The 20156-nt window shown below is 65.5% G+C and carries 16 protein-coding genes; 7 read left to right on the forward strand and 9 right to left on the reverse strand.

Features of this window, described 5'->3' with window-relative positions; translation table 11 throughout:
• Positions 1–193: 193 nt before the first annotated feature.
• Positions 194–688 (forward strand): hypothetical protein, encoded by a 495-nt coding sequence (locus N5C25_RS10055; RefSeq protein ID WP_049469766.1) that lies wholly within the window; start codon positions 194–196, stop codon positions 686–688.
• Positions 689–927: 239 nt separating this feature from the next.
• Here N5C25_RS10055 and N5C25_RS10060 read toward each other — a convergent pair whose 3' ends face one another.
• A complete protein-coding gene (locus tag N5C25_RS10060; protein ID WP_019660081.1) occupies positions 928–2331 on the reverse strand; it encodes a serine hydrolase domain-containing protein in 1404 nt (467 codons plus the stop codon).
• A gap of 284 nt (positions 2332–2615) precedes the next feature.
• Between N5C25_RS10060 and N5C25_RS10065 the strand changes: the two genes are divergently transcribed.
• Together N5C25_RS10065 and N5C25_RS10070 are read left to right on the forward strand one after the other, a co-directional pair.
• Positions 2616–3944 (forward strand): MFS transporter, encoded by a 1329-nt coding sequence (locus N5C25_RS10065; protein WP_251102485.1) that lies wholly within the window; start codon positions 2616–2618, stop codon positions 3942–3944.
• A 30-nt stretch (positions 3945–3974) separates the two neighbouring features.
• On the forward strand, positions 3975–4325 hold the full coding sequence (locus tag N5C25_RS10070) for a DUF1304 domain-containing protein (RefSeq protein ID WP_262212634.1): 351 nt from the start codon (positions 3975–3977) through the stop codon (positions 4323–4325).
• A 495-nt stretch (positions 4326–4820) separates the two neighbouring features.
• Here the strand turns inward: N5C25_RS10070 and N5C25_RS10075 are convergent, their stop codons facing one another.
• From N5C25_RS10075 to N5C25_RS10085, 3 genes are all read right to left on the reverse strand, one after another.
• A complete protein-coding gene (locus N5C25_RS10075) occupies positions 4821–5288 on the reverse strand; it encodes a hotdog fold domain-containing protein (protein WP_188250384.1) in 468 nt (155 codons plus the stop codon).
• Between the two features lie 76 nt (positions 5289–5364).
• Positions 5365–7842: an acyl-CoA dehydrogenase gene (locus N5C25_RS10080; protein ID WP_019660077.1), complete on the reverse strand. Its 2478-nt coding sequence runs from the start codon at positions 7840–7842 to the stop codon at positions 5365–5367.
• Complete coding sequence (locus N5C25_RS10085) at positions 7839–8756, reverse strand: alpha/beta hydrolase (protein WP_021204705.1); 918 nt, start codon at positions 8754–8756, stop codon at positions 7839–7841. The genes N5C25_RS10080 and N5C25_RS10085 overlap by 4 nt, the downstream gene beginning before the upstream one ends.
• A gap of 140 nt (positions 8757–8896) precedes the next feature.
• Between N5C25_RS10085 and N5C25_RS10090 the strand changes: the two genes are divergently transcribed.
• Complete coding sequence (locus N5C25_RS10090; protein ID WP_005418411.1) at positions 8897–9499, forward strand: TetR/AcrR family transcriptional regulator; 603 nt, start codon at positions 8897–8899, stop codon at positions 9497–9499.
• 139 nt (positions 9500–9638) lie between these two features.
• Here the strand turns inward: N5C25_RS10090 and N5C25_RS10095 are convergent, their stop codons facing one another.
• From N5C25_RS10095 to N5C25_RS10105, 3 genes are all read right to left on the reverse strand, one after another.
• Positions 9639–12401, reverse strand: coding sequence for a TonB-dependent receptor (locus N5C25_RS10095; protein WP_058981124.1), 2763 nt, complete (start codon positions 12399–12401; stop codon positions 9639–9641).
• A 385-nt stretch (positions 12402–12786) separates the two neighbouring features.
• Complete coding sequence (locus tag N5C25_RS10100) at positions 12787–13635, reverse strand: hypothetical protein (RefSeq protein WP_262212636.1); 849 nt, start codon at positions 13633–13635, stop codon at positions 12787–12789.
• A 116-nt stretch (positions 13636–13751) separates the two neighbouring features.
• The gene (locus N5C25_RS10105; RefSeq protein WP_021204702.1) at positions 13752–14645 is read right to left on the reverse strand and encodes an Hsp33 family molecular chaperone HslO; all 894 of its coding nucleotides are present in this window, start codon (positions 14643–14645) and stop codon (positions 13752–13754) included.
• Positions 14646–14722: 77 nt separating this feature from the next.
• Between N5C25_RS10105 and mtgA the strand changes: the two genes are divergently transcribed.
• The 3 genes from mtgA to N5C25_RS10120 are packed head-to-tail and all read left to right on the forward strand — an operon-like array spanning position 14723 to position 16929.
• Positions 14723–15472, forward strand: coding sequence for a monofunctional biosynthetic peptidoglycan transglycosylase (mtgA, locus tag N5C25_RS10110; protein ID WP_058981128.1), 750 nt, complete (start codon positions 14723–14725; stop codon positions 15470–15472).
• Positions 15473–15518: 46 nt separating this feature from the next.
• Complete coding sequence (locus N5C25_RS10115; RefSeq protein ID WP_058981130.1) at positions 15519–16538, forward strand: glycosyltransferase family 2 protein; 1020 nt, start codon at positions 15519–15521, stop codon at positions 16536–16538.
• Entirely contained in the window at positions 16498–16929 is a 432-nt protein-coding gene (locus N5C25_RS10120; RefSeq protein WP_251102486.1) for a CBS domain-containing protein, read from the forward strand. The genes N5C25_RS10115 and N5C25_RS10120 overlap by 41 nt, the downstream gene beginning before the upstream one ends.
• Before the next feature lie 487 nt (positions 16930–17416).
• On the opposite strand, the gene N5C25_RS10125 is transcribed toward N5C25_RS10120, so the two are convergent.
• Together N5C25_RS10125 and N5C25_RS10130 are read right to left on the reverse strand one after the other, a co-directional pair.
• Positions 17417–19390 carry an AsmA family protein gene (locus tag N5C25_RS10125; RefSeq protein WP_251102487.1) on the reverse strand — a complete coding sequence of 658 codons (1974 nt, stop codon included), beginning with the start codon at positions 19388–19390 and terminating at the stop codon, positions 17417–17419.
• 83 nt (positions 19391–19473) lie between these two features.
• Positions 19474–20112, reverse strand: coding sequence for a hemolysin III family protein (locus N5C25_RS10130; RefSeq protein WP_019660068.1), 639 nt, complete (start codon positions 20110–20112; stop codon positions 19474–19476).
• Positions 20113–20156 lie beyond the last annotated feature (44 nt).

Consider the following 20156-nt stretch of genomic DNA (forward strand, 5'->3'; position numbering starts at 1 on the left):
CGGTGGACATGGCACCGCTTCCCCCGGAGAAATGCAAGGCAACTCCCGTTCCGATGCCCGCTCCGCCGATCGAGGCTGGCATTGCCGCATCCGTAACGGCGCGCCTGACGCGCCGGCGGTCCCCGCACGCAGCATCCGCGGGTTTGATCCACCTGGGCGTTTCAACTCCCTATCACTGACGAGGAGCCATCCCATGGCAACCAAGAAAGCTGCGAAGAAAAAGCCCGCCGCCAAGAAAGCGGTGAAGAAGGTCGCGAAGAAGGCCGCTGCCAAGAAGGCAGTGAAGAAGGTCGCGAAGAAGGCGACTGCCAAGAAGGCGGTGAAGAAGGCTGCGAAGAAGGTCGCCAAGAAGGCCACTGCGAAGAAGGCAGTGAAGAAGGCGGCGAAGAAGGTCGCCAAGAAGTCCACTGCCAAGAAGGCCGCCAAGAAGGTAGCCAAGAAGGCCACCAAGAAGACTGCCAAGAAGGCAACGGCCCGCAAGCCGGCCAAGAAGGTCGCGAAGAAGGCAACTGCCAAGAAGGCCGTCAAGAAGACCGCCAAGAAGGCAGTGAAGAAGACCGCGAAGAAGGCCACCAAGAAGGCTGCCCCGAAGAAGGCAGCGAAGAAGGTTGCCAAGCGCAAGCCGGCCGCCCGCAAGAAGAAGGCCGCTCCGGTCGCTCTGCCGGCAACCCCGGCACCGCTGATCTAAGTACTTCCCGATAGCCGCATCCTGAAACCCCTTCCCTGGCTGCCCAGCGGGGAGGGGGTTTTTTTATGGGGCCATTGCCAGCACCGAGCCATGGCCGACTGCCTTTCTGACGTTTGACGCGCTGCATCTGTGGAGCAGGGGCCTGTCTTCCGAGCTGGCCGGGCATGGCCAGGTCCTACAAAACAACAAAAAGGGCGGCCCCCAGGCCCCCCTTGATGCTCACGGTCGAGCCCGCCGGATCAGCGCGGGGAAGCCACCGCGCGGTTGCTCGAGGCGCCCTTGCCCTTGCGCTTGTCCTGCTGCTGCGCAGGGCTGCTGCCCTCGGCCATCAGGTTGTCGCTGCCGAAGTCGGTGTCCACGTCCAGCCAGCGCTGCGCCGGCAGGCCGAGCGCGGAGTCGAGCACGGTCGGCAGCAGGCCGCTGGGCAGGCTGCTTTCGCCGTTCCACATGATGGCGATGCCCAGATCGCGTTCCGGCACCAGCGCGACCAGGCCGCGGTAACCCTGTACGGCACCGGCATGGAACACCACGTCGTGGCCGGCGTAGTCGAAGGTGCGCCAGCCCAGGGCATAGCCCGCCGAATGCAGGCGCTCACGGCGCCAGCCTGAACGCATCTCGCCGGGGGTGCTGATCAGGCTCGAATGCAGCGTGGCCAGCAGCGGTGCCGGCAGCACGTCGGGGCGGTGGCCAGTGTGGGCGAGCAGCCACTGCGCCATGTCGCTGGCACTGGCATTGACGCCGGCCGCCGGGGCGACCCGGTAGTAGGTCGGCTTCGGCGTCAGCGAGACCCAGCCGTTGCGGCTGCGCACGTGCGGACGCGCCCAGCGCGAGCTGGCCTGGATGCCGGCCAGGCCGAGGCTGGCATCGTTCATGCCCAGCGGCTTGAAGATACGGCGCTCGACCGACTGCTCGTAGAAGCTGCCGGAGGCCGCGTAGACGACATCGCCGATCAGGCTGAAGGCCACGTTCTGGTAGGCATAGCACTCGCCCGGCAGGCACTTCAGGCTGGTGTTGGCCAGTTTCTGGGTCAACGCGTAGTACTCGGCGTTGCCTTCGATGTCGCGGTCGTAGGCGTTGTACGGCAGGCCGACGCGATGGCTGAGCACGTCGGCCACGGTCAGGCGATCAGTGGCTTCCGGCGAGTTCAGGCGGAAACCCGGCACGTAGTCGGTGACCTTGCTGTCCCAGCGCAGCGTGCCGTCGTTGACCAGCAGGCCGGCCATGGTGCCGGCGAAGGCCTTGGACAGCGAGGCCAGGCGGAACACGGTGTGCGCATCAACTGGCAGCGGATTGTTGACGTCGGTGACGCCATAGCCGCGCGCGCTGAGGATACGGCCGCCCTGCACGATCGCCACCGCCATGCCCGGCACGCGTTCGCCATAGGTGAGCTGCTGCGCCATCGATTCGATGTTGGCGACGTTGAAGCCGGGCGCCGGGGCCTGCACGCGGGGCACCAGGCCGGTGCGGTAGGCCGCCGGCTGGGTGTGGGCGACGGTAGGACCCGCAGCAGTTTCGATGTTGGTCGGCATCGGCGGCAACGCCGGCGGGGTCTGCGCGGTGGTGGACAAGGCAACGGGCATCAACATGCCCAGCAAACCGGTGGCCGCCGATCGGATCGGACGACGCAGGCTGTTCTTTTTCATCGGTTGGACCCGTGCGCGACTGCTGATGGCGATTCTAGCGCCGCTTTTCCCCTGTGCACAAACAAAGCGAAGATGAATGCGCATCTCGTTGAAAAAGTTGGCATTTTGACGCTCTGGAAGTGTGTCCGAACGTGTCGTTCCTGCCTCTCATGCCACTACGTTGCGGCCATCGGTGCGCGCGTCACGCTGGCGATGTTGCAGTGCATTGGCTAACGTACGCGCTTCACCGCCCCGGAGCCTGCCATGCCGCTGTCCAACCGCCGTCTTCTGGCGAGGGACGCCGCGTGAGCGCGGTGAAGGGCAAGGGGCCGCTGCGTGGGCTGACGGCGGCACTACGTGAGTCGCCGGCGCTGTGGTGGTCGTTCCTGTACTTCTTCTGCCTGCTCAGCGGCTACTACGTGCTGCGCCCGGTGCGTGAGGCGATGGCTGCCTCGGCGGACCTGGAAACGGTGTTCCCGCCCGTGCTGATCACCTGGTTCGCCAGCCATGGCATCGCGTTGAAGGACTTCGTCCTGCAGTTCCTGTTCTCCTGCGTGTTCGTGATCATGCTGGTGCTGCAGCCGGTGTACGGCTGGCTGGTCAGCCGGTTCCCGCGGCGGGTGTTCCTGCCGGCGGTGTATGGGTTCTTCATCGTCACCCTGCTGGGGTTCTACGTACTGTTCGATAGCGGTGTGCCGGGCCGCGGCATGGCGTTCTTTTTCTGGATCACTGTCTTCAACCTGTTCGCGGTGGCGGTGTTCTGGAGCTTCATGGCCGATGTGTTTTCCAACGCGCAGGCACGTGCTTTCTACGGTTACATCGGCGCGGCTGGCACCGTCGGTGCCTTCCTCGGTCCGATCATCACCAGTGCGCTGGTGCAGCGCGTGGGTATCGCCAACCTGATGCTGGTCTCTGCGGGATTCCTGGCCGTCTGCCTGTTGTGCATCTGGCGGCTGCGGCACTGGGCGGTGCTGCGCGAACGCGAGCAGCAACTGGTGTCCGGCGAGAAGCCAATGGGCGGCAGCGTGCTGGATGGCTTGAAACTGATCGTGCGTGAACCTCTGCTGCGCTGGCTGGCGATCATGGTGGTGTTCGGTGTGGGCGTGGGCACCCTGCTGTACAACCAGCAGGCCAGCATCGTGCGTGAGGCATTCAACGATGCAGGCGCTGCTACGGCCTTCTTCTCGCGTATCGACCTGGCGGTGAACGCACTGGCGCTGCTGATGCAGCTCGCCCTGACCCGCTGGCTGCTGTCCCGGCATGGCATTGCGCCGGCGCTGCTGATTCCTGGTTTCGCGATCCTGATCGGCTTCTCGGTGCTGGCGGCCTCGCCGATGCCGCTGATGGTCGCGGTGGTGCAGGTGATGACCCGCGCCAGTGAATTCGCGCTGGCCAAGCCGGCGCGCGAAACCATCTACACCCGCGTGGACCGCCAGTGGCGCTATAAGGCCGGCGCAGCGATCGACACGGTGGTCTACCGGGGCGCGGACCTGAGCTTTGCGTGGCTGCACAAGGGGCTGTCCCTGTTCGGCTCGCACGTGGTGTTCATGGGTGGCGTGGTGGTGGCCGGCTTCATGACCCTGGCCGCGTTCGGCGTGCTGCGCGAAGAAAAGAAACTGCCGCGCGACCGCTGACGCGGCCCAATCTTCCCGAGGAGAGAAACGATGTCGCTGATCGCGCTGCTGCTGACCGTGCTGGTCGCGGTGCTGCACCTGTACTTCCTGGTGCTGGAGATGTTCCTGTGGACCCGCCCGCTGGGCCTGAAGACCTTCCGCAACACGCCGGAGAAGGCAGAGATCACGCGCGTGCTGGCGGCCAACCAGGGCCTGTACAACGGCTTCCTGGCGGCGGGCATCGTAGTGGGGCTGGTGATCGATCAGCCAGTGCTGGTGACGTTCTCGCTGGCCTGCGTGGTGGTGGCCGGGTGCTATGGCGCCTACAGCGTGAGCCGCCGCATTTTCATGATCCAGGCGGTGCCGGCGATTCTGGCGTTGGTGTTTCGCGCGCTGGTGTAGTTTCCAGCCAACGGCGCAGCCCCTCGTGGGTTGGCCGCGTAAAGCTCGTCATGGGGTTGGCCGGGCGGGTTGGGTTCGCGGGGGACGCCGCAAGTACGTCCCTGTAGGCTTGGCCGCGGCATCCATGCCGCGGACACCCCCGCGAACCCAACCCGCCCGGCCCCTGACAGTTTCAGGGCCCGGCCAGCCCACGGAGAAGAAAAAGAAGATCAAGAGCAACAGCGGGTCGCTGTGCTCGTGGGTTCTGTGCGCATGAAAAAAGCGGCCGGTGGCCGCTTTTGCTTTTGCTCTTCTTTTTTTCCTGCGTGGGTGGATGCCGCAGAGATCCGTCCGAGGCCGGAGGGGTGGGGCCGGGCGGGGTATCCGCGCCATGGATGGCGCGGCTAAGCCTACAGGGACGTACTTGCGGCGTCCCCGCCTGGCCCCGCCCCTCCGGCCCAACCGATAAACCGCATCCCGCGTCCACCCACGAGGGGCTGCGCCGTTCGCGGGAACCTACTTCGCCGGCGACATCCACATGTCGATGACCGCGCTGAACACTTCCGTCCCCGCCCGGTCGCGCACGCTGACCGTCACCGGCAGCGCATAGCCTTCGGCCGCGACGACAATCGGCTGTGCCGGCAGCGCCACCGCCTGCAGCGTGCCTCGTGCCTTGGCCAGGTACTGCACCTGCATCCCCTTCGGGATCCAGCGCATGCCCTTCGGCAGCGATGCATCGACCATCAACCCGGCGGTCAGTTCGGCCAGGTTGCACATCGCGATCGCATGCACCGTGCCGATGTGGTTGCGTACCCTGCGGCGGTCGGCCAGCGTCCCTTCGCAGCGGCCGTGTTCCAGGCGGGTGATGCACGGCGCGATGCTGGCGAAGTAGGGCGCCTTGAAACACACCGCGCGCGAGAAAAGCCAGTTGCCAGCAGGCCAGCGCTGCAGGCGTTGGTAAAGCGAGAGCAGGGGCGTGGACATGAGGGGTATTCCGGTCGGCGGATAACGCGACGGCGGGCCGAGGCCCGCCGTCGAAGGCAACACGTGTCGCGGGCGATCAGGCCGCCTGCGAATGCGGGTCCTTGTGCTGGCGGTCGTAGTAGCTGGCCGCGCGCAGTTCGTGGGTGTCGAAGTCGTCCACGGTGATGGTGTCCAGGGTGAGCGTGCGCAGCTCTTCCAGCAGGCTGCGCTCGTCCTGGGTGATCACGCCCTCGGCCACGGCTTCGTCCAGCTGCGCCTTGAAGTCCAGCGCCTCGATACCCTTGCTCTTCAGCGCCTTGAGGAACTTGCGCTCCACCGGCTCGGCCATGATCGCCTTGCTCAGGTAACTGTTGATGCGGCCACCCGGGTTGTTCTCGCACGGGGTCAGGAACACGCCATTGGCGAGACGGTCGCGGGCTTCGTTCGGCGCCATCAGCAGGGCGGCGACACGGCGGCTCAGGCGATCGCCCGGCGCCTCGGCACGACGGCCCAGCGGGAAGATCAGTGCCCACATCAGCCAGCCGATCGGACGGATCGGGAAGTTGCGCAGTGCGGCCGACAGCGATTCTTCGATCTTGTGCACGCTGTCATGGAAGGCCCAGGCCAGCAGCGGCTGGTCGGCCTGCGGTGCGCCTTCGTCGTGGTAGCGCTTGAGCATGGCGCTGGTCATGTAGACGTGGCTCAGCACGTCGCCCAGGCGGCCGGACAGCGATTCCTTGAACTTCAGCTTGCCGCCGAGGGTCATCATCGAGATGTCGGCCATCAGGGCCAGGTTGGCCGAGTAACGGTCCAGCTTGCGGAAGTAGCGGCGGGTGTAGGCGTCACCCGGAGCGGCGCCGAAGCGCGCGCCGGTCAGGCCGAACCAGAACGAACGCACGGCGTTGGAGATGCCGTAGCGGATGTGGCCAAACAGGCTGCGGTCGAACTCCTGCAGGCCGGCACGGGTGTCCGGATCCTGCGCCGCCTTCATCTCCTTCAGCACCCATGGGTGGCAGAGGATCGCACCCTGGCCGAAGATCAGCAGGCTGCGGGTCATGATGTTGGCGCCTTCCACGGTGATCGCGATCGGCGCGGCCTGCCAGCTGCGGCCGGCGAAGTTGCGCGGCCCCAGGATGATGCCCTTGCCGCCGATCACGTCCATCATGTCCGAGATCACTTCGCGGCTCATGGTGGTGCAGTGATACTTGGCGATGGCCGACGGCACCGACGGCACGTCACCGCGGTCGACCGCCGCGGCGGTGGCCTGCGACAGTGCGCTGATCTTGTAGGCCTTGCCACCGATGCGGGCCAGCGCCTCCTCGACGCCTTCGAAGCGGCCGACCGACAGGCCGAACTGCTTGCGGATGCGTGCATAGGCGCCGGTGACGGCCGCACCGGCCTTGGCACCACCGCTGGCGGTGGACGGCAGGGTGATCGAGCGGCCTACGGCCAGGCACTCGTTGAGCATGTTCCAGCCCTTGCCGGCCATGGCCGCGCCACCGATCAGCTGGGTCAGCGGGATGAACACATCCTTGCCCCGGATCGGACCGTTCTGGAAGGTCGAGTTCAGCGGGAAGTGGCGACGACCGATCTCCACGCCGGCTGTGTCGCGCGGCAGCAGGCCCAGGGTGATGCCGATATCGCGGGTATCGCCGATCAGGCCATCGGGATCGTACATGCGGAAGGCCAGGCCGATCAGCGAGGCGACCGGTGCCAGGGTGATGTAGCGCTTGTCGAAGGTCAGCTTGACGCCGAGCACCTGCTCGCCGTTCCACTCGCCCTTGCAGACGATGCCGTAATCGGGAATCGACGTGGCGTCGGAACCGGCGAACGGACCGGTCAGGCCGAAGCAGGGCACTTCACGGCCATCGGCCAAGCGCGGCAGGTACTGGTCCTTCTGTTCCTGGGTGCCGTAATGCACCAGCAGTTCACCCGGGCCCAGCGAGTTGGGTACGCCGACGGTGGAGCTGACCACCGAGGACACCGAGGCCAGCTTCTGGATCACCTTGTGGTGGGCCAGCGCGGAGAAGCCCAGGCCGCCATATTCCTTCGGGATGATCATGCCGAAGAACTTGTTCTTCTTGATGAAGGCCCACAGCTCCGGCGGCAGGTCGGCATGGACGTGGGTGATTTCCCAGTCGTTGACCATCGCGCACAACTCTTCGACGGGGCCATCAAGGAAGGCCTGTTCTTCGGCAGTCAGCTGCGGCTTGGGGTAGTTGAGCAGGATGTTCCAGTCCGGATCACCGGTGAACAGTTCGCCCTCGAATCCGACCGAACCGGTTTCCAGCGCGATGCGCTCGGTCTGCGACAGCGGCGGCAGCACCTTGCGGAACACCTTCATCATCGGGCCGGTCAGCAGCGGCTTGCGGATGAACGGCAGCAGCAGCGGCACGGCGATGACGGCCAACACGGCGGCCGCCACGATCGTAGCGGTCTGGTTGACGTAGGGGATGAACCAGCAGGCGACCAGCAGGGCCACGCTGATCAGCGTCCAGGTAACCAGCCGCATGCGGTGGTAGGCGACGAACGCGCCTGCCAGCAGCAGGGCGAGGAAGGGAAGAACGATGCTCATGAGCGTGCTCCGGTGACGTGCTCGTTTGTGGCGGACGAAGCCGCAGCATCCGCTGCGGGCAACACGTCCAGATAGTCCAACACAGTAGCGGTAAAGGCGTCGTTGTCATCGCCTGCGACCATATGCGTGGCCTGCGGCAGCTGTACATGGCGCGCGTGCGGCGCCAACGCCAGGAATTCGGCCACGGTCTGCGGCGTGACCAGATCGCTGCGGCCGCCGCTGACCAGCAGCAGCGGGCACTTCACCTGGCGCGCGGCCTCGGCCAGTGCGTCCTGGTGCTGCTCGCTGTCGCGGGCCAGTTCGGCCACCAGGCGCGGGTCCCAATGCCAGCGCCAGCGGCCGTGTCCGTCTTCGCGTAGCAAGGCACGCAGCGACTGCTCGGATTTGCGCGGGCGGTGAGGCATGTAGGCCGAGATCACATCGGCGGCCTGGGCCAGCGAGGCAAAGCCGTCGGGATGGGCGGTCATGAAGGCGAGGATGCGTTCGACGCCGGCGATATCCCAGCGCGGCGTGATGTCGACCAGTACCATCGCCGAGAACAGGCCGGGCCAGCGCGACTCAGCCAGCAGGCCGAACAGCCCGCCCATCGACGCTGCAACGAGCACCGGCGCACGCGGCTGTTCACCGGCCAGCACGATCAGGTCATCAGCGAACTGTTCGCCGTGATAGGGCAGGTCGGTGGCATTCCAGTCCGAATCGCCATGGCCGCGCGCGTCGTAAGCGAGCGTCTGCAGGCCGGCCGCAGACAGGGCGCGTGCGGTGGCGTTCCAGGCGTGGCGGGTCTGGCCGAAGCCGTGCGCGAACAGCACGCGACCACGACGACCGTGCTCGCTGGCCGTGGCCGCGAGGCGGGCGCCATGGGCGGCCTCCAGGCGCAGGTCATGGAACGCAGCGGGAGTAGGGGACATAACCATACTTGCTAGTATGGATCGCTTGCGGGGGAAGTCAATACTGCATCGTATGGTGCGTTGCGGTAGGGTCCAGGGGGGGGCTTTGACGGTTTCGCCTGCAACGGCGTACTGCAACGAACCCCGGCGTATGGTTAAATCAGTCCATGAATCAACCTGACGCTTCCGCCGGCGAACCGCGCGCCGGCCGCAACAGCCGCCTGAGTGCCGAAGACTGGGCCCAGGCGGCCCTCGACCTGATTGCTGAACAAGGCGTAGGCGCCGTTGCGGTGGAACCGCTGGCGCGGCGACTCGGCGTGACCAAGGGCAGTTTCTACTGGCATTTCCCTTCGCGCGATGCATTGCTGCAGGCGGCGCTGGAGCGCTGGGAACTGTTCGAACAGGAACAGGTGTTCGGCAGCCTGGAAGACGTACCGGATCCGCGCGTGCGCCTGCGCCAGCTGTTCCAGATGGTGGCGCATGAAGTGCAGCCGCACATCATCTACAGCGAGCTGCTGAAGGCGCTGGACCATCCGATGGTGCGGCCGGTGATCGACCGGGTTTCGCAGCGTCGCCTCGACTATCTGGTTGCCTCGTTCCGCCAGGCAGGGCTCAGCTCGACCGATGCACGCCATCGCGCACGCCTGGCCTACGCCGCCTATGTCGGCTTCCTGCAGTTGTCGTTGCAGCTGCAGCAGCCGAAGCAGGCGCGCGAGGATTTCGAAGCCTATGTGGAGCACCTGATCGAGACGCTGATTCCGAACGGTTGAGCGTTGTTGCTTCGTTGAGTGCAGAAGGCCGCGGCAATTGCCGCGGCCTTTTTCGTTGGGTGCTGCCGCAGCCTGGAATGCACAAAAAAACAACGGCCCCTTGCGGGGCCGTTGCTGCATCAGCCGATCAGTGGATCGATCAGAACTTCTGCTTGTACTGCATGTACATGTAGCGGCCCGGCAGGTCGTACTGCGGGTCGAACATGTTGTACGAGGTCGAGTACGAGACCGGCGGATCCTTGTCCCACACGTTGTTCAGGCCGACCATGATGGTGCCCTTCCACGGCGTGTTGTAACGGAACTGGATGTCGTGGTAGGTGGTCGCGCCCATGTGGTTCTCGCGGTTCTCGGGATCCGAGCAGTAGTTGCGCAGCGAACCACCCAGCAGGCAGGACTCGGTCATCCCCGACTTGTAACGCAGGCCGTAGTTGACGCCGAAATCACCATAGGACCAGTCGACGTACAGGTTGGAACGGATGCGCCAGTACGGATCCTGATCGAGGTAACGTCCCTGGCGACCTTCGACCTGCGAGTCTTCGGTGGCCTTGGTTTCCCACTTGCTCAGGTAGGTGCTGTCGAGGGTAATGGTGAACTGGCCGATCGAGGTTTCCGGCAGGCGATACAGGATGCCCAGATCCCAGCCTTCCACCTTGTACGACGCCAGGTTCTGCAGCGGCATGTCGACGTTGGTGATGGTGTAGCGCTCGGCGGCAGTGCCGTAGGTCGGGTCACGGGTGATCAGGCCGCAGTAGGCTGCCTGCTCAGCCGGCGAGCCGCCGTAGCAGTAGTTCATGATGTCCTGGATTGCCGGACGGGTGATGGCATCATCGATCTTGATCTGCCACCAGTCCAGGGTGACGTTCAGGCCGGTCACGAAGCTCGGGCTCCACACCAGACCCAGCGTCTTGCTGGTCGAGGTTTCCGGCTTCAGGTTCGGGTTGGACTTCCAGGTGAACGGCTCGGCGGTCTGGGCGGCACCGGACTGCGGCACGCCATCATCGTCGCGGGTATTGGGCTGCACGAAGCCAGCCGGAACACCCTGGGCAATACACTGCGCCAGCACTGCACCGGTCGGGCCATTGGCGGCCGCGCACGGATCGGCGTAGGTTTCGAACGAATCGCCATCACCTGCGAACAGGTTGCTGATGCTCGGCGCGCGGAAGCCTTCCGAGTAGTTGCCGCGGATCATCAGGTCGTCGATCGGCTTCCAGCGGAAGCCGAACTTGTTGTTGGTAGTGTTGCCGAAGTTGCTGTACTTCGAGTAGCGGGTTGCCGCGCTGAAGTCCAGCAGCTTGGCGCCCGGCAGATCGGCCAGGACAGGGATCGACAGTTCCAGGAAGAACTCGTCCAGATCATAGCTGCCCTTGGTCGGCTTGGCGCCGTTGCCGGTGCTCAGGCCCGCAGCAATGAAGGCGTCCGGATCGAACTGGCCGGATTCCTTGCGGTACTCGTAGCCTGCGGCGAACGCCAGGGCACCTGCCGGCAGCTGGGCGATTTCACCGGAGATGTTGGCGTAGTAGCCCTTGGACACCAGGTTGGAAGAGTCGTGGGCGGTGAACGAGGTGTAGTCGATGGCACCCTGGCTGATCGAGCCTTCCGGGCCCAGCGCATTGACCGGCACGCAACCCTGGATGATGTCGCCACCCGGAGCGGTAACGCACACCGGCACGCCACCACGAAGCTCGGACGGACCATAGGCGTTGCGAAGGTTGGCCAGGTTGAACAGGCCATAGGTCAGGTCGTTCTGGTCAGTCTTGTCGTAGCGGTAGCCGACGTCCCAGTCAAAGTTGCGATCGGCGAACTCGAAGAAGCCTTCGAAGCCACCGTAGAAGTGCCAGTTCTTGACGTTCTGGTTGAACGAACGGCCGCCACTCTCGTTGAAGCGACGGTTGACGCCGGTCAGGTCCTCACCGGTCGGGTTGTACATGCTGTCCTTGCTCAGGCGCATGCCGGTGACGGGCATGGCGGCCAGCAGCTGTTCGGACTTGCGCTCGTTGTACATCGCCTCGGTGCGGAAGGTGACGTTGTCGGTGATGTTGTACGAGCCCGATGCGAACAGCGAGGTGCGCTCCTGCGGGGTCAGCAGGTAGTTGTCCGGTGCGGTGTTGTAGCCGTGGACGTTGGCATTGAACGGCGTTTCCACGCCGTTGATCAGGACATAGCGCTCGTCATTGCGCAGGTAGGAACCCGGCATGCCGGTGCTGCTCTGGCCGTCGAAGAACGGAGGGCCGCCGGCGGAGATCTTGCGATCACCAGCCATGACCTTGTCTTCCTTCACGTAGGAGACACCCAGCATCAGCGACGCGCGATCGGTGGTGGTACCGATGGTGAAGTCGGCTGCTTCGCGTTCGCCGTCACCAGCGCTGTACTGGCCCTTGTAGAAGTTGGCTTCCGCGCCATCGAAGTTCTGCTTGGTGATGATGTTCACCACGCCGGCGATCGCGTCCGAACCGTAGATGGTCGACGCGCCGTCCTTGAGGACGTCGATACGCTCGATCATCGCGGTCGGGATGGTGTTCAGGTCGACGCTGCCATCCAGACCGGTGGTCCAGCGACGGCCATTGACCAGCACCAGGGTACGCGCAGAACCCAGGTTGCGCAGGCTGATGCCGGCCGAGCCATCACCGCCGTTGTTGAACGTACGGTTCAGCGCGGCGCCGTTGGCGGCGACGCGCTGCAGGATGTCGGCGACCGAGGTCACGCCCTGCTTTTCGATGTCGGCGCGGGTCAGGCTCAGGACCGGCTGCGAGGTTTCGATGTCGGTGCTCTTGATGCGCGAACCGGTGACCGAGATGCGGTCAAGGTTGGTCGCTTCCTGAGCCTGGGCGGTGGCTGTGGACGCCACACCGGCAACGAGCGCGACCAGAACGGCGTCGCGCAGCTTGTTGGACTGGAAATTCATTGGCTCTCTCTCTCCAAGAAATCTTGGCTGGGTTAATGCCCGGCGGGGGAGCGAAAAGCGCTCCCAAATCGCGAGGGCTGAACCGATAGTAGCGGGCGTTGGCCAAGAATTAAAGCTGCGTTAATCAAGCCTGTGATTTTGGTAAAAATGAAATTTCACACTGGAAATCAAAGGGTTGAAGTGCACGTGCGCTGACGATGTCTCGTTTGTTAGCGCAAAGTGACGAAAAAAGTTCTCGTTGATGTGTATCGCAGTGTGTCGGCATGCGTTGCGCGGTATCCAGTACGCCGAAAAGCGCGCTGCGTGTATCACGAGCGCGCGCATGCAACGGGCGCCTTTCGGCGGCCGGAAGAAGTCATTGCAGTGAAGACCCACGTGGGCCGGGTCAAAGATCCTGTTCGTAACGCACGTACGGCACGGTGCCGTCGTCATTGCTTTCATTGCGCGGGGAGAACGGATTCTTGCCCCGGCTGATCACGTTCTCGGCGCCAACGGTCAGCTGGCCGGACCACGGGGTGCGCCAGGTCAGGCCGATGCCCAGGCCTTCCCACTTGCCAGGCTTGCCCGGCACGTCGATCACGCGGCCGATGATGCTGCCGGTGAAATTGCCGTACCCGGCGCCGATGCTCAGGCTTTTGCTGTCCCAGCGGTCGGCGATGGACGGCGCTGCGTCGGCCAACGGTACCAGCCGCGCCTTGGCGTAGGTACCGGCAATCGAGACAAAACCCTCGCGGCCGATGTTCTTCTGCGCGAACACGGTCAGATCGTTCTGCTCGGCGCGCAGCGAGGGTGTCTTGTTCGGGCCGGACAGCCACGCCGGCAAGTTTTCACGGCCCGTGCCCGCGGTGATGCCGAGGCGGCCGCTGCCGCGGTTCAGCGCGGCAGTCCCGGTGAAGCGGCGGCTGTTGAGGTCGTCATCGTCACCCAGGCTGGCCAGCATGCAGTGACTGGCCAGGCCGCTCATGCTGGTCCCGCTGCTGCTGTTGCAGAGCAGGCCCAGCGAATCGCCGGAGGACAGGCCGAAGGCCGCATCCAGCGAGTTGCGGCCGAAGTGCCAGCGGGCGCCGGCAGCCTGTTCACCGGTGGGCTCCAGGTACAGCAATGCCTCGACCTTGCCGCTGCCCTTGTTCCATACCGGCAGCACGGTCCGGGTGTCCTTGCTCTGTGCGTGCGCGCCCGTGATCGCGCCAAGGGCGATCAGCAGGGCCAGCGGTAGACGCAGGAAGGTACGCATCGGACCAGTTCAGACAAGGGCGGACAACGGAAGTTCCCGTAGAGACGGGAACTTGATCGTAGGGTGTTTATGAATTCTTAACAAGCCTTGATCCCCCCAGATGCAAGACAAGCTGTTCACTGAAGCCGTTCGGGCGCCGGTACAGTCCCCTCGGCACCGTGGAACAGTATGCCGAACTCCGTCAAAGGAAAGTGATACTCCCGCCCGCAGAATTCGCAACGGACCTCGACGGCGCCGGTGTCCGCGGCCGCGGCACGTGCCTCGTCCTCGCCCAGCGACTGCAGCATCGATGCGACCCGCTCGCGGGAACAGGAGCAGGCGAAGGACAGCGGCTTGTCGCCCATCAGTTCCGGCTTCTCCTCGTGGAACAGGCGGTGCAGCAGCTGCTCGGCCGGGGTGGCCAGCAGTTCGGCCTTGCCCAGGGTCTCGAACAGGGCGCTGGCACGCGCCCAGCCGTCCTCGTCACCCTCATCGCCTGGCAGCTTCTGCAGCAGCAGGCCGGCGGCGCCATTGCGGTCGGCGGCCAGCAGCAGGCGCGTCGGCAGCTGCTCGGACTGGCGGAAGTAGTCCTCGAAGGCCTCGTCCAGCTCCGGTGCGGTCAGTGCGACCAGGCTCTGGTAGCGCTGCGGCTCGCGCGGGTCCAGGCCCGGGTTTTCGATGGTGATCGCGAGAAGGGCGTCATCACCCAGGCTGGACAGGTCGCGCGGCGCATCGGCCCCCTCGCTGAGCTGGGCGATGCCGCGCAGGGTACCGGCGGCGGTGCATTCGGCGAACAGGGTGCGCAAGGCGGTGCTGCTACGCAGCTGGATCGACAGGCGCCCATCGATCTTGGTATGGCCAGTGAACAGCGCCGAGGCAACACAGGCCTCGCCGAGCAGTTCGGCAGCGGTGTCCGGGTACGCGGCGTGGGACAGGATTTCCTGCCAGGTGGCCTGCAGGCGCACGTGGACGCCACGGACGCCAGCGTCGGGCAGCAGGAAGCGGATCAGGGAATCGGGGTTGGCGGTCATCGGCTCACATCGCGCGTAAACGGGGGCGGTTGCCGGATAATGCGCCGACAACCAGATAGAAGAAGGATGCACCAGTAATGGGGGCAGGGGGAGAGCAGCACAAGGTGGAGGCGGCCGCGGACCTCCCGCGCCGCAGGCGCTGGCGCTGGAAACGGCTGCTGTGGCTGCCGGTGTTGCTGGCGGCCTTCAGCTGCCTGCAGGTGCTGGTGCTGCGGTTCATCGACCCGCCGGTATCCACGGTCATGCTGTGGCGCTATGGCGAGGCTTTGGGAGAGGCTGACTGGTCGTATCGACTGCATTACCAGTGGCGCGACCTGGACCAGATGGCGCCGAGCCTGCCGATCTCGCTGGTGGCGGCCGAAGACCAGCGCTTCCCCGTCCACAATGGCTTCGACCTGCAGGCCATCGAGAAGGCCCGCGACCACAACGCCAAGGGCGGGCGCCTGCGGGGGGCCAGCACGATCAGCCAGCAGGTAGCCAAGAACCTGTTCCTCTGGCAGGGCCGCAGCTGGATCCGCAAGGGCCTGGAAGTCTGGTACACGATGCTGATCGAAGCACTGTGGCCGAAGGAACGCATCCTTGAGATGTACGCCAACATTGCCGAGTTCGGCGATGGTGTATATGGCGCGCAGGCAGCGGCACAGACATTCTGGGGCAAGGATGCGGCGCGGTTGAGCCCGGCCGAGAGCGCGCGGCTGGCGGCGGTGTTGCCGGCGCCGCGGCGCTACAACGCGGCAAAGCCAGGGCCGTACGTGCAGCGGCGTGCGGCCTGGATCCAGCGCCAGGCACGGCAGCTGGGTGGGGCCGCGTACCTTTCGGAAGAGTGAGCGCGCGCTGCCTGATCTGCGGGCGGCGGCAACGTACAATCCGGGCATGACCCGCGAACGGCTTACTTTCGTCATCGCCGCCTACAACGAGGCCCTGGCATTGCCGTTGCTGCATCCGCGGTTGTGCGCGGTGCTCGACGGCATGCCCGAACTCGACGGCCACATCCTCTATGTGGACGACGGCAGCCACGACGACACCTGGGAGGTGATCGCCGGGCTGGCCCAGGGCGATGCGCGTATTTCGGCGCTGCGGCTTTCGCGCAACTTTGGCAAGGAGGCAGCGCTGACCGCCGGGCTGGACCTGGTGCGCGAAGGCGCGGCGATGATCCTCGACGCAGACGGCCAGGATCCGCCGGAACTGGTGCCGCAGTTCGTCGCGCGCTGGCGTGAGGGCCATGACAACGTGTATGGCACGCGCATGGCCCGCGACGGCGAGGCCTGGATCAAGCGCGCCACGGCGGCGATGTTCTACCGGGTGATCGGTCGTCTGTCACGCACGCCGATCCCGGCCGATACCGGTGATTTCCGCCTGCTGTCGCCGCGTGCGCTGAGCGCGCTGCGCGAGATGCGTGAGCGCCACCGCTTCATGAAGGGGCTCTTCAGTTGGGTGGGTTTCAAGCGGATCGCGGTCCCCTATCACCGCCATGCGCGCGTGGCCGGCACCAGCAAGTTCAGCCTGTGGCGGCTGTGGAACTTCGCGCTGGAGGGCATTACCGGCTTCTCCACCGTGCCGTTGCGGGCGGCGACCTACCTGGGGCTGGCAACGGCGGCGGTGGCCTTCGTATTCGGTGTGTGGGTGATCATCAAGGCGGCGCTGTATGGCGACCGGGTGGCGGGCTGGCCGACGATGATGGCGGTGATCCTTTTCCTGGGCGGGGTGCAGCTGATCGCGCTGGGCCTGATCGGTGAGTACCTGGGGCGGCTGTACGAAGAGTCCAAGCAGCGGCCGTTGTACCTGGTTGACACGTGGCTAGCATCCGCCGTGGCAGACTCTGCCCTGCAACCCACCCTTGGAGGGCAGGCAGATGACCACGGTACGGCAACTGTTGGACGGCAAGTCTCCTGAAGTGCATGCGGTCGCGCCGGAGGCGGCGGTGATCGATGCGATCCGGCTGATGGCGGAAAAGGGTATTGGTGCGGTGCTGGTGATGGATGGGCCGCAGCTGGTCGGCATTCTTTCCGAGCGCGATTACGCGCGCAAGATCGTGCTGCGTGATCGTTCCTCACGTGATACGGCGGTGGCCGAGATCATGACCGCACAGGTGGTGACGGTCTCGCCGGGCGAGCAGGTGGAGCACTGCCTGCAGCTGGTGACCGACTACCGCATCCGCCACCTGCCGGTGGTGGAAGGCGCGCAGGTGCTGGGGGTGATCTCGATCGGCGACCTGGTGAAGTCGGTGATTGATGCGCAGCGGCGCGAGCTGGACCAGCTGCAGCAGTACATCGTCGCCGGGTGAGGGTGTCGCTGGCGGGCCTGCGGCCCGCCGGCCCGCTTTTTGAAGCCAGAGCCAGAGCTGAGAGCAGCGCCTTCCTGTCCTGCGGGGAGGCGGAGGGCATGGGCGTGCAGGACACGCCGTGAACCCATCCATGGGGGCTCGATGGCGCCATCCATGGCGCCAACGGTCCTGCACGCCCATGCCCTCCGCCTCTGGACACATTTCTGCGAGCGCGGTGCGTACATGCGCGGTGCCTCGCCTTTTGTAGGTGCCAACCTTGGTTGGCAACAGCTTTTGACTTTGCTTTTTTCTTTTGACTTTGAATTTCCGCTCTCGTTCCGCGCGCGCAGGAAACTGTCGGGAGGGGGACGGGTGACGCAGGCAGGACCGTTGGCGCCATGGATGGCGCCATCGAGCCTACAGGGACGTACTTGCGGCGTGTCCTGCCTGCGTCACCCGTCCCCCTCAAGCCGCGATCAATGCAGGCGCCGCGAACAACGCTGTAAACCTACTTCGCATACTGCCCACCGCAGTCGGCATCCTTCCCCGGCCCCAGTTCGATCGTCGCCAGCAACGCCGCCGGCGGCGCGATGCTGCCCAGCGCCAGGGCCACGGCGCCACGAATACCCAACGCCTTGAAGTCGGGCCGGAATGACGGGTCCTTGAAGGTGCCACTGATGTGCAGCGGAGAACGAAGTACCAGAATGCTCCTGTCCTTCGGGCGTGGCTTCAGCAGCAGGTCCAGGGTCTCGTCGCGCAGGCTCACCGTGCCTTCGCCGATGAGGATCGTGTCGGTGGTGTCCACCGCCATCGCCTGGCTGGTCATCAGGCCGTCGCGCACGCCGAAGTCGGCGAAGGCGCAGCGCAGGGGGATCTGCTTGTCGCCGGTCACCAGGAATTTCAGCGATTCGGTGATGTCCAGCCCCGCCAGTTCCATTACCAGGTTGCCGACATGGCCGCGGCCCATCGCCAGGCCGACCTTGCCACTGCTGCTGCCGAGCATTGCGGCGACCGAGTTGCCGTGGCCGCTCAGGTCCACCTCGCCGCCGATGCCACCCTTGGCCTGTTCAGCCAGCTTGGCGTCGGGGAACAACTGGCCCAGCTGCACGCCGCGCACGCTGGCCTTCAGCGCGGTGCTGATCTGCGGACGGCGCGCGTCCATGCGGATCGTGCTGCGGATGTCGCCGCCGGCGACGCCGAAGTTCAGCGGGTCCAACCGCAGCACGCCGTCATCCAGCAACAGGTGCGCATCCATGTCGTCCAGCGGCAACGAAGGGGCGTTGATGCGGTGGGCCTTCCAGCGCACGTCGGCATCCATGGCGCGCAGCTTGCCCAGGTTGTAGGGCGTGTCGGGCAGCACCCGTGCACGGGCGGCAATCCGTGCGGCCTCGGCCTTCTGCTCTGCGTTGGCCGTTTCGCCGCCGCCGGTTTTTGGCGGGGCGCCGACGAAGCCGGCAAGGTCATCAAAGTCCAGGCGCCTGGATTGCAGCGTGGCGGTCAGCCGTGGACGATCGCGTCCCACCTCGAACTGCAGGTTGCCCCCCAGGTCGCTGTCGCCGACCTTGCCAGTGAAGCTGTCGTAACGCCAGACGTCGTGGTCGCGTTTGAGGCGTCCGTTCAACGCATAGGGCGGTGAGGGCGGGATGGCGATGCCGAGCAGAGGATAGAGATCGGCCAGGTCCTGGCCGCTGAGCGCGAACTGCAGGTCGAACACGCGCAGCTGGAAGGGGTTGGTCAGCGTGCCACTGGCGACTGCGTGAGTGGCGCCGGCCCGGCCATCGAGATGGATGCGGAACGGGTGGTCGCTGTCGGTCAGTTCCAGGGGGGATTCAGTGCCGCCGCGCAGCGTGAACGGATTGCCCTGCCAGCGGCCTTTACCCTGCACCAGCAGCGGTGGCGCAGCGTCGGCCTGCTTCGGTTGGCCGCTGCGCACGTCCACGAGGATGTCGGTGCGGCCCAGCGGGTCGAGGAACTGCAGGCGACCGTCGTCGATGCGCAGCCGCTTGAGTTGGGGGCTTGCCCCGCCGGTGCTGCCGCCGAGGAAATCCCAGTTGCCCGGGTCTCCCTTGCGCGGTGCGGTTTCCAGCAGCACATCCGGCCGGGTCAGGCGTACTTCGGGCAGCTGCACGCTGCCGCGCAGCAGGGGCCACACCCGCACATCGATCTCGACGCGGTCCGCCGTGGCCATGGCGGGCTGTTTTGCCCAGCTGGCATTGGCGAAGGTGATCGCATCGGCGCGGATCGTGCTGGTGCGACCGAGGTCGACATCGAGGTTCCCGATGTGCAGTGCGCGGCCGGTGCGTGCCTGCACCGCACGCTCCACGGGCCCCTTGAACCAGTTCCAGTCCCACAACGCGAACAGCACCAGTATTGCCGCCAGCATGAAGACCAGGATCGTCAGCCAGCGCCGGCCACGTGGGCCGGGACGGCGGAGGCGCCAGCGGTGCGTGCGCTTTGCAGCAGGGGAGGCGGCAGCATTCACGCTGCCATGGTTGCCCCCTCTTCGTGGACAGGGCGCGAAGCGTCCATGTGCATGGCGTGCACGCGCTGCGTTCGAGCGGTCGTTTACAACACCTGCATGGTGACCGCGACAAAGTGGCAGACACTGCCGCCGATCACGAACAGGTGCCAGATCGCATGCGAGTAGGGGATCGATTCACGGTGGTAGAAATAGGTGCCCAGCGTGTACGACAGGCCGCCGGCAAACAGCCAGGCGAGGGTGCCACCGTCGATCGAGGCCCACATCGGCTTGATCGCCACGATCACCAGCCAGCCCATGGCGATGTAGATCACCGTGGAGAGCACCTTGAAGCGGCCGGTGTAGAACAGCTTGAACACCACACCCGCCAGCGCCAGCGCCCAGATCGCAGTGAACAGGCCCCAGCCCCACGGACCGCGCAGGCCGATCAGGGTGAACGGGGTATAGGTGCCCGCGATCAGCACGTAGATTGCGCAGTGGTCGAACACCTTCAGCCGGCCCTTGGCGACCGGATGCTGGATGGCGTGATACAGGGTGGAGGCGGTGTACAGAAGCAGCAGCGCGATACCGAATACGATCGCGCTGGCCAGCTGCCAGCCGTCGCCGTAGATCGCAGCCAGGGTGATCAACACCGCACTGGCGGCCAGGGCGAATACCGCGCCCAGGCCATGGGTCAGGGCGCTGGCGATTTCTTCACGGATCGAAGCAATGGACGTCGTGGACATGGGCATGGGCGTTGTTCGCGGGGAGGGGACCCGCGTCCCCCTAT

Origin of the sequence: Stenotrophomonas sp. GD03958, assembly GCF_029839005.1 — a bacterium.
GTDB classification, from domain to species: domain Bacteria; phylum Pseudomonadota; class Gammaproteobacteria; order Xanthomonadales; family Xanthomonadaceae; genus Stenotrophomonas; species Stenotrophomonas hibiscicola.

Coding starts and splice junctions, on each gene's coding strand:
- N5C25_RS10055 (WP_049469766.1), top strand. CDS start 194: ATGGCAACCAAGAAAGCTGCGAAGAAAAAGCCCGCCGCCAAGAAAGCG.
- N5C25_RS10060 (WP_019660081.1), bottom strand. CDS start 2,331: ATGAAAAAGAACAGCCTGCGTCGTCCGATCCGATCGGCGGCCACCGGT.
- N5C25_RS10070 (WP_262212634.1), top strand. CDS start 3,975: ATGTCGCTGATCGCGCTGCTGCTGACCGTGCTGGTCGCGGTGCTGCAC.
- N5C25_RS10075 (WP_188250384.1), bottom strand. CDS start 5,288: ATGTCCACGCCCCTGCTCTCGCTTTACCAACGCCTGCAGCGCTGGCCT.
- N5C25_RS10080 (WP_019660077.1), bottom strand. CDS start 7,842: ATGAGCATCGTTCTTCCCTTCCTCGCCCTGCTGCTGGCAGGCGCGTTC.
- N5C25_RS10085 (WP_021204705.1), bottom strand. CDS start 8,756: ATGGTTATGTCCCCTACTCCCGCTGCGTTCCATGACCTGCGCCTGGAG.
- N5C25_RS10090 (WP_005418411.1), top strand. CDS start 8,897: ATGAATCAACCTGACGCTTCCGCCGGCGAACCGCGCGCCGGCCGCAAC.
- N5C25_RS10095 (WP_058981124.1), bottom strand. CDS start 12,401: ATGAATTTCCAGTCCAACAAGCTGCGCGACGCCGTTCTGGTCGCGCTC.
- N5C25_RS10100 (WP_262212636.1), bottom strand. CDS start 13,635: ATGCGTACCTTCCTGCGTCTACCGCTGGCCCTGCTGATCGCCCTTGGC.
- N5C25_RS10105 (WP_021204702.1), bottom strand. CDS start 14,645: ATGACCGCCAACCCCGATTCCCTGATCCGCTTCCTGCTGCCCGACGCT.
- mtgA (WP_058981128.1), top strand. CDS start 14,723: ATGGGGGCAGGGGGAGAGCAGCACAAGGTGGAGGCGGCCGCGGACCTC.
- N5C25_RS10115 (WP_058981130.1), top strand. CDS start 15,519: ATGACCCGCGAACGGCTTACTTTCGTCATCGCCGCCTACAACGAGGCC.
- N5C25_RS10120 (WP_251102486.1), top strand. CDS start 16,498: ATGACCACGGTACGGCAACTGTTGGACGGCAAGTCTCCTGAAGTGCAT.
- N5C25_RS10130 (WP_019660068.1), bottom strand. CDS start 20,112: ATGTCCACGACGTCCATTGCTTCGATCCGTGAAGAAATCGCCAGCGCC.